Annotated in this window: 15 protein-coding genes; 5 read left to right on the top strand and 10 right to left on the bottom strand. The window is 43.7% G+C overall.

What is annotated here, in order from left to right; all coding sequences use genetic code 11:
* Positions 1 to 6 precede the first annotated feature (6 nt).
* Complete coding sequence (locus SKC35_RS07430) at positions 7 to 1,230, bottom strand: hypothetical protein (RefSeq protein WP_377978754.1); 1,224 nt, start codon at positions 1,228 to 1,230, stop codon at positions 7 to 9.
* Between the two features lie 22 nt (positions 1,231 to 1,252).
* Positions 1,253 to 2,152 (bottom strand): hydrogen peroxide-inducible genes activator, encoded by a 900-nt coding sequence (locus tag SKC35_RS07425; RefSeq protein ID WP_377978753.1) that lies wholly within the window; start codon positions 2,150 to 2,152, stop codon positions 1,253 to 1,255.
* A gap of 258 nt (positions 2,153 to 2,410) precedes the next feature.
* Between SKC35_RS07425 and katG the strand changes: the two genes are divergently transcribed.
* On the top strand, positions 2,411 to 4,558 hold the full coding sequence (gene katG, locus SKC35_RS07420) for a catalase/peroxidase HPI (protein WP_377978944.1): 2,148 nt from the start codon (positions 2,411 to 2,413) through the stop codon (positions 4,556 to 4,558).
* A gap of 59 nt (positions 4,559 to 4,617) precedes the next feature.
* On the opposite strand, the gene SKC35_RS07415 is transcribed toward katG, so the two are convergent.
* Genes SKC35_RS07415 through SKC35_RS07405 form a run of 3 tightly spaced genes read right to left on the bottom strand, consistent with a single transcriptional unit; the run spans position 4,618 to position 7,356 of the window.
* Positions 4,618 to 6,018, bottom strand: coding sequence for a Gfo/Idh/MocA family protein (locus SKC35_RS07415; RefSeq protein ID WP_252624642.1), 1,401 nt, complete (start codon positions 6,016 to 6,018; stop codon positions 4,618 to 4,620).
* Positions 6,019 to 6,051: 33 nt separating this feature from the next.
* Positions 6,052 to 6,969, bottom strand: a complete 918-nt coding sequence (locus SKC35_RS07410) for a TolB family protein (RefSeq protein WP_377978752.1) — start codon at positions 6,967 to 6,969, stop codon at positions 6,052 to 6,054.
* 36 nt (positions 6,970 to 7,005) lie between these two features.
* On the bottom strand, positions 7,006 to 7,356 hold the full coding sequence (locus tag SKC35_RS07405) for a VOC family protein (RefSeq protein WP_377978751.1): 351 nt from the start codon (positions 7,354 to 7,356) through the stop codon (positions 7,006 to 7,008).
* 53 nt (positions 7,357 to 7,409) lie between these two features.
* On the opposite strand from SKC35_RS07405, the gene SKC35_RS07400 reads away from it, so the two are divergent.
* Positions 7,410 to 7,979, top strand: a complete 570-nt coding sequence (locus SKC35_RS07400) for a methyltransferase family protein (RefSeq protein ID WP_377978750.1) — start codon at positions 7,410 to 7,412, stop codon at positions 7,977 to 7,979.
* On the opposite strand, the gene SKC35_RS07395 is transcribed toward SKC35_RS07400, so the two are convergent.
* From SKC35_RS07395 to SKC35_RS07380, 4 genes are all read right to left on the bottom strand, one after another.
* Entirely contained in the window at positions 7,976 to 8,482 is a 507-nt protein-coding gene (locus tag SKC35_RS07395) for a hypothetical protein (protein WP_377978749.1), read from the bottom strand. The two genes, SKC35_RS07400 and SKC35_RS07395, sit on opposite strands and share 4 nt — an antisense overlap.
* A 15-nt stretch (positions 8,483 to 8,497) precedes the next feature.
* Complete coding sequence (locus tag SKC35_RS07390) at positions 8,498 to 10,837, bottom strand: TonB-dependent siderophore receptor (RefSeq protein WP_377978748.1); 2,340 nt, start codon at positions 10,835 to 10,837, stop codon at positions 8,498 to 8,500.
* A 172-nt stretch (positions 10,838 to 11,009) separates the two neighbouring features.
* Positions 11,010 to 11,501 (bottom strand): 2TM domain-containing protein, encoded by a 492-nt coding sequence (locus tag SKC35_RS07385; protein WP_377978747.1) that lies wholly within the window; start codon positions 11,499 to 11,501, stop codon positions 11,010 to 11,012.
* Between the two features lie 59 nt (positions 11,502 to 11,560).
* On the bottom strand, positions 11,561 to 12,208 hold the full coding sequence (locus tag SKC35_RS07380; protein WP_377978745.1) for a DUF1801 domain-containing protein: 648 nt from the start codon (positions 12,206 to 12,208) through the stop codon (positions 11,561 to 11,563).
* A gap of 54 nt (positions 12,209 to 12,262) precedes the next feature.
* Between SKC35_RS07380 and SKC35_RS07375 the strand changes: the two genes are divergently transcribed.
* The 3 genes from SKC35_RS07375 (at position 12,263) to SKC35_RS07365 (ending at position 15,497) form a co-directional block, all read left to right on the top strand.
* A complete protein-coding gene (locus tag SKC35_RS07375) occupies positions 12,263 to 14,269 on the top strand; it encodes a glycoside hydrolase family 3 protein (protein WP_377978744.1) in 2,007 nt (668 codons plus the stop codon).
* A gap of 110 nt (positions 14,270 to 14,379) precedes the next feature.
* Positions 14,380 to 15,000: a putative polyvalent protein kinase domain-containing protein gene (locus SKC35_RS07370; RefSeq protein ID WP_377978743.1), complete on the top strand. Its 621-nt coding sequence runs from the start codon at positions 14,380 to 14,382 to the stop codon at positions 14,998 to 15,000.
* Positions 15,001 to 15,008: 8 nt separating this feature from the next.
* Complete coding sequence (locus tag SKC35_RS07365) at positions 15,009 to 15,497, top strand: DUF4442 domain-containing protein (RefSeq protein WP_377978742.1); 489 nt, start codon at positions 15,009 to 15,011, stop codon at positions 15,495 to 15,497.
* On the opposite strand, the gene SKC35_RS07360 is transcribed toward SKC35_RS07365, so the two are convergent.
* Entirely contained in the window at positions 15,492 to 16,124 is a 633-nt protein-coding gene (locus SKC35_RS07360) for a hypothetical protein (RefSeq protein ID WP_377978741.1), read from the bottom strand. The genes SKC35_RS07365 and SKC35_RS07360 overlap by 6 nt on opposite strands.
* Between the last annotated feature and the right edge of the window lie 39 nt (positions 16,125 to 16,163).

The following is a 16,163-nucleotide window of genomic DNA, read 5'->3' as shown; positions in this document are numbered from 1 at the left end:
TTTTTATTAACTAAACTGGAAAATCAGCGGGAACATGAAGCTGACTATCGCCGCCCATATGGCATAAAGGGGCAAGTAAGCGGTGATTCCGAGCTCGACTTCTTCGAGCGTTTTTTGGCCCTTCAAAAACTCCCAAAGCTTCTTCGTAGCCAGCATCAAATGCAGCATCACAATGGCGTTGCTTCCCAGTACCGCTATGCGATTTGGCGTTATCCCAAACTCAAACAGTCGATATCCAATAGCCGACAAAGCAATCCCATTATCGATGATCGCTAACACCGCTAAGGCGAACAAGAAATACTGATGCACGCGAGAAGCATTCGCCTTCGTAGCTTCGCCTAAAGAGAACAAAATCAAAGCCATCACCCCAATCAATATCCCATTAAAAACAACTAAGAATTCTCGATCATTATAGGGGTCTTTCCCCGTATAAATAATCGCCCCTAGAAATAGAGCCAGCGTGATCGTCACCAAAGGCGTAAATATACGAGCGATCACAGGGGAGATTTTGCTCACGAGACTCCCGTTTTGACGGACTAAAAAAGTGGCAAAAAGAGGTACTGAAGGCAAAATAGAGAGTACTAAATACCGAAAATAAAAGTCCTCTATCGTGATGCCAATAAGTTTGAACAGATTCAACGTTAATCCCGTAAACAAGCCTCCTGCTAATCCGATTACTGCCGTCATCACGACAAGATCCCCGTGGTAACGTAGAAATTCCATTCGCTTTGCTGAATCGTTTCCCGCAAAAAGATAGCCTACTACAAGCCAAATCAAAAGTGGAATATGCAGACAGGTCAAAATTAGCGTGGTACTTCCTTCTGGTAAAAGATTAATAAAAACGATAGAGGATAACAGCACTAAAAGTGGCGCTGCTAATTGTCTTAATGTCAAACCTTGCTTGTACGCAAAATAGGCTCCAATACCTGGCATCACAATAAATGACATATTTCGGGGGAAATAAAGATCGTGTGAAATCGAAAACAGATCTGGCATCTGCATTAAAAAAGCAACGATAGACGCGAGAATAGTCAGTAAAATCCAATCGCCTTTTACTCCCCAAGAGGTGGAAGATTTTGCTAAGCGTTCGTGCCAAACTTGCGCCGTTAGTGAAGTAGAAATTTGTGGGTAAACGACTTGAAAGGCGCGCGAAAAAGCTGTCGGATTAGACCGGTATAATTGCTCTAAAGCAGCCGGATTTGCAATCTGTTGTATGATTTGATTTTCCATAGGTGGAAATTTACGGCAAGGTTTAAGAATTCAATCGCTCATTCACTTTAGCGGTAATTTCGGCTTTTAAACGGTTCAAAATATTCCATTTCGCATAGGGGCGGTAGTACGCCATACTCACTTCGCGTGTTAAAGATCCATCCGTTAATCCAATTAAATGCGCTTGTCTGGCTTCACTCATTTGGCCTACATACAATGCTGGCAAGACCGTCAATCCGTTGAATTCGTCCACGAGATTTAACAAGGTGTCAAACGTATTCGACTCGACTGATAAATTAGAGGGCAAGGACTTGTTCTTCTTCAAATCACACAGCTGAATTATTTGATCCCGAAGGCAGTGCCCTTCTTGCAATAAAAACATCCGCTGTTTGGCCAAATCAGCTTTCGCAATGGAACGACTTCCTGATGGCAAATGCCCATAAACACACAAATCTTCCACATACAAAAGCTCCGTTTCCACCTCCGTCGAGGCAATGGGTGTACTTAAAATACCTACATCTAATTTCCCCTCACGTAAATCCTTGATCAGTTGATTTGTTGTCACTTCGTACACTTCTAGCTGTAACAAAGGATATTTTTCCACCAAATGCTTCAGAATTAGCGGCAACATCGAACTCGCAATCGTAGGAATAACACCCATCTTAACGCGTCCCTCTACTTTTTGATTAATCGCCTTAGAGGAAGATAATAACGCGTTCGCGTGGGCCACCACTTGCTGGGCCTGCATTAAGATCTCTCTACCATTTTCAGTAGTCGCAATGGGGTTTGCCTTTCGATCGAAAATGACGATATCCAATTGCTCCTCCAGCTTTTTCACCATCGCACTCAAAGTCGCCTGCGTAACATGACAATAATCAGCTGCTTTCGAGAAGCTTTTAAATTGATCAACGGCCAGTATGTATTCTAATTGATGTATATTCATTGTTATAGATAATATCTATGTCAAATATAGAAAATTTCAGTTTTCTCTATCCATTTTTTGCCACTAATTTGGCACCACTAAAAATCAAGAATCATGAAAAAACTACTTTTCCTTTGCGGCGTCCTTGCTTCCACAGCAACTTTCGCGCAAGATTATCCGAATCCGCACGCGGCGGCTGCTAATCCACACGGTAGCGGTGCGAATCCTCACGCAGCAGCTGGAGTGAATCCACACGCTGGAATTAATCCTCACACGGGAATGAAAGCGTCTGGAACGACAAACAAAGATTGGTGGCCTAACCAGTTGAACGTGGGCATGCTTCGCCAAAACTCAGAGAAGTCAAACCCGATGGGCCCAGACTTCAATTACATCAAAGCATTTAAGAGTCTTGACTACTTTGCCTTGAAAAAAGACATCGCAGCGGTCTTGACTAAATCACAAGATTGGTGGCCGGCTGACTTTGGCAATTATGGTCCACTATTCATTCGCATGGCTTGGCACAGTGCAGGTACGTATCGTACAGGCGATGGCCGTGGCGGTTCTCGCGCAGGTCAACAACGTTTCTCTCCATTGAACTCATGGCCAGATAATACAAACCTAGATAAGGCGCGTCGTTTGTTATGGCCAATCAAGCAAAAATATGGTGATAAAATCTCTTGGGCTGACTTAATGGTCTTAACAGGAAATGTATCTCTAGAGCAAATGGGCTTCAAAACCTTTGGTTTTGCGGGTGGTCGTACAGACGTATGGGAGCCAGAAGCGAACGTATATTGGGGATCAGAGAAGAAATGGTTAGACGATAAAAACCGTTATTCAGAGGGTCGCAAATTAGAGAATCCATTAGCGGCGGTTCAAATGGGCTTAATTTATGTAAACCCAGAAGGTCCTAATGGTGTACCAGATCCGGCAGCTTCTGCGAAAGATATTCGCGAGACTTTTGGCCGTATGGGTATGAATGATGAGGAGACTGTTGCGTTAATCGCGGGTGGTCACACATTCGGTAAAACACACGGTGCGGGTCCAGCGACAAACGTAGGAGAAAATCCTGAAGCGGCCGGAATCGAAGAGCAAGGTTTAGGCTGGAAAAGCACGTACAAATCAGGTAAAGGAAAAGATGCGATCACGTCTGGTTTAGAGGTGACTTGGACGTCGACGCCTACACAATGGGGTATCGGATACTTGCACTTATTGTTCAACAATGAGTGGTCTTTAGAGAAAAGCCCAGCGGGTGCGAACCAATGGATTGCGAAAAACAGCGCAAACATTATTCCTGATGCATTTGATAAAAATACCTTCCACAAGCCTACGATGTTAACAACGGATATCGCTTTACGCGTGGATCCGGCGTACGAGAAAATCTCTCGTAACTTCTTAGATAATCCAGAAGTATATGCAAAGGCTTTTGCCAAAGCTTGGTTCAAATTAACGCACCGCGATATGGGTCCTAGCTCTACTTACTTAGGACCAGAAGTGCCGAAGGAGCAATTGGTTTGGCAAGATCCAATCCCTGCATTGAATCATGAAGTGATTAACGCGGCAGATATTGCAGCCTTGAAAGTGAAGTTATTGAACTCGGGTTTATCGATCAGCGAATTAGTTTCGACGGCTTGGGCTTCGGCTTCTACTTACCGTCACTCAGATCGCCGTGGTGGGGCTAATGGAGCGCGTATTCGCTTATTACCACAACGCAACTGGGAGGTAAATAATCCAAAGCAATTAGAGAAAGTCTTAGCTGTATTAGAGAAAATTCAACAAGAATTCAACGCGAAAGCAGGTAAGAAAAAAGTATCGATCGCAGACTTAATCGTCTTAGGTGGTTCTGCTGCGGTAGAAAAAGCAGCTGCAAATGCGGGTGTGAAGACTACTGTGCCATTTATCCCAGGTCGTATGGATGCCACACAAGCACAAACGGACATCGCTTCCATCGGATTATTAGAGCCAATGGCGGATGGTTTCCGTAACTACTTGAAAACGCAGTATACGTTATCAACGGAAGAATTGTTCATAGATAAAGCGCAATTATTAACGTTAACTGCACCAGAAATGACGGTGTTAACGGGAGGTATGCGTGCCTTGAACACGAATTACAATGGTTCGAAGCACGGTATTTTCACTACAAAGAAAGATGCGTTAACGAATGATTTCTTCGTGAACTTATTAGAAATGGGAACGACTTGGAAGCCAGCGAATGCAACGAAAGAAGAGTTCGTAGGAACGGATGAGAAAACGGGTGCGGCACGCGCGACGGCGACACGTGCGGACTTGATTTTTGGATCGAATTCTGAACTTCGCGCTTTAGCGGAAGTGTATGCGACGAAAGATTCTCAAAACAAATTCGTAACAGACTTTGTTAAAGCTTGGTCAAAAGTGATGAACCTTGATCGCTTTGATGTCACATTCAAATAATAATTAGTTGAGTTTAATTAATGAAAAAAGCCGGCCCTTATTAGAGCCGGCTTTTTTGTTTACTTTAATTTCATATTGACTGGATCCCACTGAATGATTTTCTTTTGGAAGTAACTTTCGTTACAAGCTAAGGCTGGCGCCGCCGCTCTAAATCCAAAGGCCGCATCTTCTACCACAGACGTCCCGTTGCGAATCGCATCGAAGAAGTGTGTGAAGTGATCCACGTGCTCATCATATCCTGCTGGCGCTCTGAAAATCACATCCTCTTTCGTAGGGCGTTTGCGTTGTGCATCTGTCCATTTCGCGTTGTAATCGCGGGTCATTTCTTCCTGCATGCTCTTAGGAAGCGTAAACACCGAATCATATCCACCAAAGCCCGGAGCTTCTGGCATAATGCTGTGCTTCACAGAAATCGTGTTTCCTTTCACATCCATCACACCCTCAGAACCGATCAAACGAATCACCTCTTGCCCGCCTGTTCCGCTGACAAAGTTGACTTGCAAGGTTAATTGGAAAGCTGGGTGCTCCGCTGTGTTACCATATTGCATCACACCTGACATCACATCTGGTAAGTTACGGCCATCGTTCCAGTGGCTAAATTGCCCTGTCGAGAAGATCGTTTCTGGGCCATTAGAGTTCGTCATAAAGTGGGTTCCTGACAACAAGTGGATGAATAAATCACCCGCTACGCCGGTTCCTACTTCTTTAAAAGCACGCCACCAGAAGAATTTCTTCGCGTCGAATTCCATTTTCGCGGTTGCCTCGATGAAACGATTCCAATCACAAGTGGAAGCGTCTGCATCCTTCGGGATGGTATACTGCCAAGCGCCGATGGAGCTTTGACGATCGTAGACCGCGTTCACCATATTTAATTTCCCGATCTCGCCAGCCGCTAACATCTCTTTCGCTTTCGCTAAGCCGATGCTGCTCACGCGCTGAGATCCGACTTGTAAGACTTTGCCGTATTTCTTTTGGGCTGCAATCACCTTAGGGCCCTCGTCTATTTTATACACCATCGGTTTTTCGATGTAGACGTGTTTGCCTTTTGCCAAAGCGTCGATCGTAATACGCGCGTGCCACACATCATGTGTTGCGATGATCACCGCATCAATATCCGAACGGTCTAATAATTCTTTGTAATTACGGGTCGTGTATAAATCCTTACCGTATAATTCTTTCGCGTTTTCGATGCGACCCGTATATAGATCACAGATTCCGGCTAATTCTACACCTGGCACTTTCAGTGCTGAGGCTAAATCAAAGTGACCCTGAACCCCAAAACCGATTACTCCTAGGCGAATCTTTTCGCCTACCGAGATGCGTTTTTCATAAGTTAAAATGCGTTCCTCTGCTTTTTGCTGTGCGCCTAGAGAGGCGAATGGCGAAGAAGCTGCCACGAGGCTAGTCGCCCCGATTTGTTGTAAAAACTTCCGTCTAGAAGCTTGACTATCTTTGTTCATATTAACTAGGTTTTTTGTGAATTTACTCCCTTTTTACAAATCTTCCAAAGCATACCGTACATAGGCAAATTTCTTGCCATCTGGACTCCAGGAAGGCACATTAATCGTTCCTTGCCCTCCATAAAACTCTTCGGTTAAATCCTTCACCACTTTAGTTTTTAAATCCAATAAGCGCAGTTTGACTTGATGGCCAAAGGGGTGGGCCTGCTTTTGGTCTTCCATATAGGTAATAATCGTCGCGACTTTATTGTTAGGCGCGATGTGTGCAAACCAGTTCGAATGTGCATCAAAGGTCATCTGTTCTGGCTCTGATCCGTCTGGTTTCATCCGCCAAATCTGCATCATCCCAGACCGATAGGAGTTGATGTAAATATGCTTTCCATCCGGCGCATATTCCGGACCGTCATCTAAGCCTTCTGTAGAGGTCAACCGAATCTCATCGCCGCCATTCGAAGACATCGCATAAACGTCATAATTGCCATTTCTCGCCGCACAATAGACCATCGTCTTGCCATCTGGAGAAATGCCATGCCAGTAAGAGGGGGTTAATGGAGTAAGTTGAACAGGATTTCCGCCTTCGGAAGAAACTTTGTAGATGAAGGAGGTATGCTCTTTGATCTCGGCTTTAGCGCTGGAAATAAATAAGGTTTTGCCATCAAATGAATAACCGTGATCGTTGTTTGACTTAGCTACGGAGCCCGTGTTTAGTACCCCTAATTTTTCGCCCTTTGGACTGATTTTTTCTAGCTTTCCGTACGCATTAATTAGCAGAAATTTCCCGTCTCGGGACCAGTTAGGGGCCTCGAAATGGCGCTTTTCGGTGAGGATTAATTCTGATTTACCTGAGGCTAAATCGTAAACGTAAAGAGAGGAAATAACTTTCTTTCCGGCAGGGATCTGCGCAGAAAGTGACAGGCTGAATCCCAGCAAGAGAATCGCTATTTTTTTCATGTTTCATAGGTTTAGAAACATAAGTTAGAAAAATAATTAGCTATTCATATCCTGACCCAAATGAATGATGTTCCCACTGTTATCCAAAATGCTGAATTGGCGCATGCCCCAGGCCATATTTTGAAGCTTCCCATTGGGGTGCACAATTCCGAGCACTTCGCATTCTTTGTATAGAGCGTCAATCTCATCCACGTAAATATAACATCCCGTATTTTTAGGGATGCTTTCGTCATCGCAACACCACAAATGAATATTGATTTCGTCGCGCGAAAACATTAAATAGCCATCCCATTTGGCATTACTTTCGAAGCCTAAATTTTCATAGAAAGCGACCGTTGCTTTGCGATCTAAATAGGCTAGAATGGGGGTGGCTTTTAAGAGGGGCATAAGATATATTTTTAACTAATTTACACTAGATTTGTCCCTAATCAAAAATCAACATGGAAATCATGCTCTTAGGTTTTGGCTGGATAGTGTATTTTTTTATCCATAGTTTCCTGGCTTCTAACGAGGTAAAATTAAGCGTTGAAAAACGCGTTCCTGCCTTATTCGCTTACTACAGAATTAGCTATAATTTAATCGCCATATCTGGCTTAATCCCCCTTTTATACGGGAGCATCTTCCTCCCAGACCCCCTATTGTTCGCGTCTACTTGGTTAGTCCTGCTGGGGATTTGTCTTTTACTTATAGGGCTTGTGCTCTTATATCTGGCGTTTAAGGCTTTTGACGGGGCTGAATTTTTAGGCCTTAAAAAGGAGATGAAACCGGAATTAGTGTTTGCTGGGATGTATCAATACGTGAGACATCCGCTATATTTTGCCACCATTGTCTTAATTCTGGGCCTATTTCTACTTGTTACCACCCAAAAAATGTTGCTCGTCCTCCTGATTTCCTATGGCTATATCCTGATTGGATACCGTTTAGAGGAGAGAAAACTGGTGGAAGTTTTTGGCGATAAATACCTGGACTACCAAAAAAGGGTAAAAGCGATTATCCCCCGTCTCTATTAAAGCAGCAACAACACAATCGTTAAAACGGCCCCAGCCAGCGTAAATAACATCGCCTTTTTAAAGATACTCGTCTTAGGCAAGAACATCCAGAAGGATGAAATCACGAAGAAAAGCAGGGATAGTCCGAAGAAGATGTTCAGGTAGAACAAAGGATCATTCGTGGTGGCTTTATGCAATTTCGTCATCTTGTTCACGATGGCCGGTTGCTCGGAAACCGTGTAATCCGCCTCCCCCGTTTTCAAATTATAGGTCCCTTGTTTAAAGGATACCACATCGCCTATGGTTGTGTCCGGTTTTAAGCCGCGCAAATGTAATTCTTTCCCTAATTCTTCACTCGAAAGCCCGGGTTTCAAGGTTTGAACCTTGTGCACGTCGCTCTTTAAAAAGCTCGTTTCTCTGAAGATTAAGATGATTCCGCTGATGGAATAAACCGCCATAATGCCGGCTAAGAAGAAGCCTAAATAACGGTGGTAGGTGCGCATTTTAGTGGATAGCGAGCTCATAGGTCTGTTTTGATTTTACCAAAGATAAGAAATTCCAATATTCCAATTACGTGGCGCAATGGGATTCACAGAGTTATCGTCGTGTACATTATAACTGATGACGTCCCCGATGTTTGCCATTTTAGCTCTGATCGTGATGTTTTTATAGCGATAAGAAGCGGAAACATCTGCTTGCATATAATCAGGTAACTGGATTAATCTGTAGGCATCGTTATCTACTTTAATGCGCGTGGAACGCCCCGCAAAACGCTCGCCAATGTACACCGTCGTTATGCCTGCTTGAAATCCATTTAGGCGGTATGAAATACCCAAATTCGCCGTATGGCTTGGGTTATATTTCAATAGGCTTCCCTCGATATAGGTGTTGCTTTTCACGTATTTTGTCTCGTTAAAACTGTATCCGGCGTTCAATGTAAATCCATGAATTGACTTAGACATGAGGTCGATTTCGAGGCCTTCGCTTTGGACAGATCCGGCTAATTCCTTAACGTAAGAATAGGTGGTGGCGTTGATTAAGGAGTTTTGGGCTAAATTATTGTTCAAAATTCGGTATGCCGTCACGTTCGCACTCAGTAAACCTCCGAATAATTCATTCTTCACGCCCAGCTCATATTGATCAATTAACGAAGGCGGCAAGGCCTGATTATTTATATCTACACCGGAATTAATCGTGAACGAATTCGCATAACTCGCAAAGATAGAATGCGCAGACGTAGGCTGGTAAATCAGTCCAAATCGAGGGGAAAAAGCACCGTCAAAAGTGACCGCTTCCGACGTTTTCGCCGTACTAAAGGTGTAGACCTCGCTCGCCGTTTGCTGATAAGAATAGCGTAACCCAGCAAGTAGTTTCCATTTTTCAGAGATATGTACCAAATCCTGTACATAAATTCCCAAGCGATTCACCGGCGCCGTGGTAGTCGTGGCGCGCGTTAAGGTAGGTTGATCTGTTCGATTTTGATAAGTACGTGATGCGAATACATTCACCGTATCGTAGCGCGCATAATTGTTATAGGCATTCGTCACGGTATTGAAAAAATCTGAATCTGCACCTAGTAAAATCTGGTGATTCATCTGGCCAAGTTTGATGTTTCCGGTCAAATCGATTTGGGCGATGCCATATTTTTCCTGCAAATCCGTCTTTTGCAAATTGCGCACCCAAGTACCATCTGTACTGATTAAGGCGCCAGCATTCGGACGAGTATTTGCGAAGAGATCGCTAGAGTTTGTGCGTAAACCGCCCATTAATTTCAACGTCCAATCCGTATTAAATCGATGGGTTACATTCAAATTCACGCTCGCCTGTTCTTGTTTCATGTATGACCAAGCGACGCCTAAAAAACGCTCCCGAGGCACCTGCACAATTTGGTAATTAATAATTCCTGCGCCAAAATCTGGAGTTCTTTCCTCCTGCAAATAATCCCCCTCTACCAACAGTTCCGTCTTGTCATTTAGTTTAAAAAGAATGGAAGGATTCACATAGTTCCGCTTCGAACTGACCCCATCCCGAAAGCTATTCGCCTCCTCCACACTAACATTCAGACGAGCGGCTATCTTCGAAGAAAGGCCACCATAAATATCTACCGTAGGCTTTAAAGCTGACCATGAGCCTGCGCGCAATCCTATTTCACCCCCGAACGTAAACTTCGGCTTCTTCGTCACCAAATTTAAAACCCCTCCAGCAGCCACATTCCCAAAAAGAATCGCCGTACTTCCCTTCAGAATTTCCACCTTTTCTACCCCACTAAATTCCGTCATCATTCCGTTCGCAAATCGCATCCCGTTTTTAAAGGTATTCGAACTCCCTAAGGCAAAACCGCGCGCCGCAATTTCCTCCTGGTAGCCACCCGTCGCCCCCATAATGTAGACACCATTCGTATTCATCAAGGCATCGCTCATGGTTCTCACTTGCTGTGCTTCTAACAAACTATGATCTAATGTCATCATACTTTGTGGAAGATCCATGGGGCGGATGGGAAGCTTGCCTATGCTGACAGGCTTTTCGTTTTGACTCAATTGACCTACCACCATAATCTCTTTTAAATCGGTCGTGGTTTCTACTAGTTCCAAAGAGAGAGAAAGTGTCTTCCCCTCTTCCAGCTGAATCTTTTGAACCAAGGTCTTGAACCCTACAAAAGAAGCTTGAAGGGTATAGGTTCCAGAAGCTAGATTCTGAAATTCGAATAACCCCTGTTCGTCGGATAATTTTCCTTTCTTGCCTTCCATTAATCGAACGCTGACACCTGAAACAGGTCTGGATTGAATGTCTTTAACGTTACCCACGAGTTGAGCTGTTTGGCCCCAAATTAAGGGGGAGAACAAAGTAAAAAGTAGTATTAGGCGGATGGAAGCAAGCATTTGAGCGTTGTTTTTATTTAGATTGATTAAAAATAATGTCCAAAACTACAACGCGATCGCTTACAACGCAAGCTTATTTAGAATTATTTTAAATAGCCGTCCTAAAAGAGCATAAAAAACCCTCCAGTGTTTGCTGGAGGGTTTTGGAAAAATTTAAACAACCTTGATAACTTTATTCTCCCTTCTTCAGCTTATCGTATTCCCGTTGTTCTAAGGATCCCACTTGAATTACATAGGCATTCACGTATTGAATCCCTAGTCCTAATCCCCAGCCCAGCATAGGCCAAATAGGCCAAGGCAACACATTAAAGCGGATTTCTCCAGGCATCGTGATATACCAAATGATCCATAAAAAAGGGATTACAACGGAATAAGCGCCAAAACTTCTCTTAAATTTCGCTCGCTTTCTCGCAATCGCCCACAATTGTTGGTCTGTACTTTCCATAATATTTCGTGTTTCGGTTTCCAAATCCGGAGCATACAACAAGGTCAAATTCGCCCCCAAAACTTCGCCGATCGCATTCATCGAATACAGGCTAGGTTTACCCTCGTTTCGTTCCATGCGTTGAACAGTGCGCAAAGCCACGCCACTCTTTTCCGATAATTCGATTTGAGTAAGTCCTTTTGTGGTACGGATTTCTTTTAATTGTTCTCCAAAATTCATGGGGCAAATTTGAGATTAAAATCTGGTGTAAAAAACGTCATGGATATGACTTGTAAACGTCATCTTTTAAAATTTTCGATGGCTCTATGCGATCCATCGCAACTGGGTTTTCGCTTTGTTAGACCACAAATGCAATCCGTCAAACCAATTCCTTTTAGGATATATTTCTCGTTTTTTTCGATGCGCGAGGTGCGCGTTTCGGACTGTTTGCCATCTGTGAAAAAACGAAGATAGGCGCGCTGGCGGCCCGGGGTGAGTTTATCGAAAGCTGTTTTTAAAGCAAGTTTTTTATCGAAGATCGCCGTTAATTCTTCCGGATGTGGGATTTCTGTGGACTTTTCCATTTTCAAACCTAGTTTCTCTACCTCGATGGCTTCTAGGATGTAGGCCTTGATGAGGTCTTCTTTGGCCAAAATCTGCTCCACCGAACTGAACTTCATCCAGCGACCTAATTGCGTATGTTCGCCGGGTTTAATCAACAGCTTGTCCTCATCTTGCAACAGCGCACCGGTAAAAAAGTTCAAGGCGCAATGCTCTTTTAGGGGAGAAATAGCGATGAGGTTTTTCGTACCCACCATGTACACGGGTGTCCGCCACTTAAAAGTTTCCACCAGCAAACAGTCGAGCAAAATGCGGCGCAAAAAGGCCATCTCCGCGGACCACTTGTCGGCACTTTGTATGAATTCGTCTACATTCGGATCTTTCATGTGATTAGAAATGGCTACTTTTTTGCTTTCCTACACAAAGAAAGAAAAAATCCTATGAAATCTCGTGTGCTTATTGCCTTGCTTTTTGCTTCTAGTTCTTTACTAGCCCAAACGCAACCCGTTATTGTCGCTATGAAAAAACCGACCCTGCGCCTAGGGAAATTGTCCTTTAAAGATTTAAACCAAAATAATAAACTGGATAAATACGAAGACTGGCGCTTGCCGGCTTCAGAGCGGGCAAAAGACTTAGTATCCCAAATGACCGTCGAGGAAAAACTCGGTTTCATGCTGATCAGCACGACGCGAATGGGCGGAGATCAAGTGTTCGCGAATGGCGTTCAGGGAGGTGGTGCGAAAACGCCTATCACCGAAGGATTTAATGAAGAGGATTTAGTCCAAACGACAAATATGTTTACCCGCAAGCCTTTAGGCGCCCCTAACATGTCTGCGGCGGGAACCACAAAAGGAGTGACACAATATCACCTGCGCCATTTCATTTTGCGCGCGAATGCGTCGCCAGAAATCATGGCCAAATGGTCGAATAACTTACAAGAACTTTGCGAATCAACGCGTCTAGGTATTCCAGCGATTGTCGCTTCGAATCCCCGTAATCACGTGACGACGGATGCTTCCGTAGGTTTAAGCGTGGGTGTTACCGCTTTCTCTAAATGGCCAGGCGAACTAGGTTTAGCGGCGATGCGCGACTTTGAACTAACTCGTAAGTTTGCGGAAACGGCTTCAGCAGAATGGCGTTCGGTGGGTCTTCGCAAAGGCTATATGTATATGGCGGATTTAGCGACTGAACCACGCTGGGGTCGTGTGGAAGGGACTTTTGGGGAAGATGCGGATTTGACTTCGAAGATGATTACAGAGATCGTTTTAGGCTTCCAAGGAAATAAACTTTCACCATCTTCCGTAGCGATGACTACGAAACACTTCCCAGGCGGTGGCCCGCAAGTGGACGGACAAGATTCCCACTTTGACTGGGGCAAGTTTGCGCATTACCCTGGGGGTATGTTCGATTACCACGTAAAGCCATTTAAAGCAGCGATTGCAGCCGGTACGTCTGCGATTATGCCTTATTATTCTGCTCCAAAAGGAAAGGAATTCGAGGAGGTGGGATTCTCGTATAACAAAGCGATGATCGGTGATTTATTGCAAGATAAATTAGGCTTCCACGGAATCATCAATTCGGATACGGGTCCTATTGAAATGATGCCTTGGGGCGTAGAAAACATGTCGATTCCGGAGCGTTATAAAAAGGCGTTGAACGCTGGAGTAGATATCTTCTCTGGTGCCGCGGATCCTACGACTTTGATCGAAGTGGTGAAGAGTGGATTGGTTTCAGAGGAGCGCATTAACCAATCGGTGGCGAAATTATTACAAGAGAAATTCGACTTAGGCCTTTTTGAGAATCCGTATGTGAATGTGGAGGAAGCGGTGAAGACGGTGGGTAACAAAGAAGCGGTGGCAGCAGCCGATTTAGCTTTGCGCAAATCCATTGTCTTATTACGTAACGACGAAAAGCGTTTGCCTTTAGCGAAGAAGACCAAAGTATACTTCGAGACGTATTTCCAATCAGGCCGCAACGCTGGAGGAGAAGCGATTAAGGTTTCGAAACCAAATTATCCGGGTTTAGAATTCGTATCCACAAAGGAAGAGGCAGATGTCGTTTTATTGTGGTTAGTTCCTACTTCAGGGGGATTATTCAGCTCGCAGGGTTCGAAAATCGATTTGAATCTATCTAAGAATCGCATTGATGTGAATCATGTGAATGAAGTATTGAATGCCAAACCGACGATTGTAGCCATCAATTACACGAATCCATGGGTGATTGAAGAGATAGATAAGGGAAAGGCTTCTTCAATCATCGCGACTTTTGGAACAACTCAAGAAGCGCTACTTGATATTGTGACGGGAGCTTATAAGCCGACTGGTAAAATGCCATTTACGACTCCGGTGAATCAGGCGGCAGTAGAGGCGAATAAATCAGACGTTCCAGGGTATATGGAAGGTCCGGGTTATGGCTTGTTTGCGTTTGGGCATGGATTAAGTTATTAGAATATCAGTTTACTTGTTTTGTTTGTATTGGTTAACTAGGTAATTTATAGAGCATTAAGCATCCATAGTAAGTGGATGCTTAATTTTCTTACCTTTGTAGAACCAATAAAATGAAAGATGAAATACAATATATCCTTTCAGGAAAGAGCCAAGTTAAGCATTGCCATCTTATCCAAACAACCTGCAGTTACCTTAAAAGAAGCCAAGGAGCAGGCTCAGTGGCTGAAGAGTACAAGCAAAACAAACAAAAAGAAAGAGAGAGTTTAATTCAATTTGCTAACCAAGAGAATTTATGGTTAACTGATATCAATGTTGAAAATTACGTTTCACAGGGTGCTGAGCAAAAAGTCTATTTAAAAGATGGCGCCTCAGTTTTAAAATTGAATGATGCTATCTATTATGCATCTTGGATTGATTATTTGCACAATCTCCTACTCAATAATTTATTCTTCCCAGATACTGCTTATCAATTGTTAGGTTTCTTCAAAGAACTAGATGTCGTTTATGCTGTCGTAGAGCAACCATTTATTAAAGCAAGCGAAAAAACAGATTTAAGGCTTGTTAAATTATTTTTGGAAAATAATGGTTTCCAAAACACAAAAAACCACGATTATTATAATGCAGATTTAGGTTTAATTCTAGAAGACCTTCATGACGAAAATGTGCTTACGCAAAACGGAATACTCTTTTTTATAGACACTGTTTTTTATATTGCGCCAGACAAAAAATAATTCCATTTATGAACCCACAATTCCCCGCTTTCAAGCGGATCATTACGAATCCGGTATTATTCAAGTTTTTTGTTTTCCAAAAACTGTCAGCGGCCTTTTGGGCAGGTCTGTCCATGGCTCATTTCGATGAAGAATCGTGTGGGGTACGGGTGAAGCTTTCGTGGTTTAATCAGAATCCCTTTCGTTCCATGTATTTCGCCGTGGAGGCGATGGCGGCGGAGATGAGTTGTGGGATGCTGGCTTTTGGGCAGGTGTACAAGCGCCAGCCGGCGGTGAGTATGTTAGTCGAAAAGCTCGAAGCGAAGTTCGTTAAGAAAGCGACGGGGGTGATTATTTTTACCTGCGCAGATGGGGCCGCTTTTCAACAAGCGGTCAGTGATGCGCTTGAAAATAAAGAGGGCTCGAAGCTCCTCTCTACTTCCATCGGTAAAAATCAGGCGGGTGAAGTCGTGGCTGAATTCCACTTCACTTGGACCTTTAAAGCGAAAACCTTATAGGTTGTATTTCAAGCCAACGGTACCGATAACTTGACCGTCTGTAATCGTATAATTGCCAAAGGCTTTGGCCTGAAAATGGGAATTAATGTCATAGGTAATCGTCTCAGCAACGCCTGTTAAATCCCCCACCGTTAAGTAATATCCTTGCGTTAAAAATCCCCAGTTCTTGTGGCGGTAATGCGTATTTCCAGAGACTAGCGTCACTTTAAAATCAGTATTCCGAGCGTTTCCATTTAATATAAAGGACCCTAGGGTCAATTTTTCAGAAATGGGATAAGACATCGTCAATTCCCGTCCAAAGAAACTCGTCACCTCATATTCCTCCGTCATTTGAAAAGCGGGAATATGAATCCCAGCAGTGGCTTTAAATTTCTTATCGATAAACCGGTAGCGTGTAAATAAGGCCACCGTAGTAGGTGTCATACTCTTCATACGCATCATGTACATCAATGAACCTGTTAAACGTTTCTTCGGATTCGTCCCAGCATTGATGATGATATTAGGCTCTTTCGAGGTAAAAGCAGGGATAAAAGAGAAGCCTCCGGTGCTCACTTCGATGCTTCCTGTTTGGGCATTCAGGGTGCTGGTCGCGAAGAGGATAAAGCAAAGTGTTATAAATTGTTTCATTTTGATACATTAAGGTTAAAAACCGGTGCAAAGGTACGC

The organism is Aquirufa originis (assembly GCF_042714495.1).
GTDB classification, from domain to species: domain Bacteria; phylum Bacteroidota; class Bacteroidia; order Cytophagales; family Spirosomataceae; genus Aquirufa; species Aquirufa originis.
Note: the sequence above shows the minus strand (reverse complement) of the source record. Positions and strands in the feature narration are given on the sequence as shown.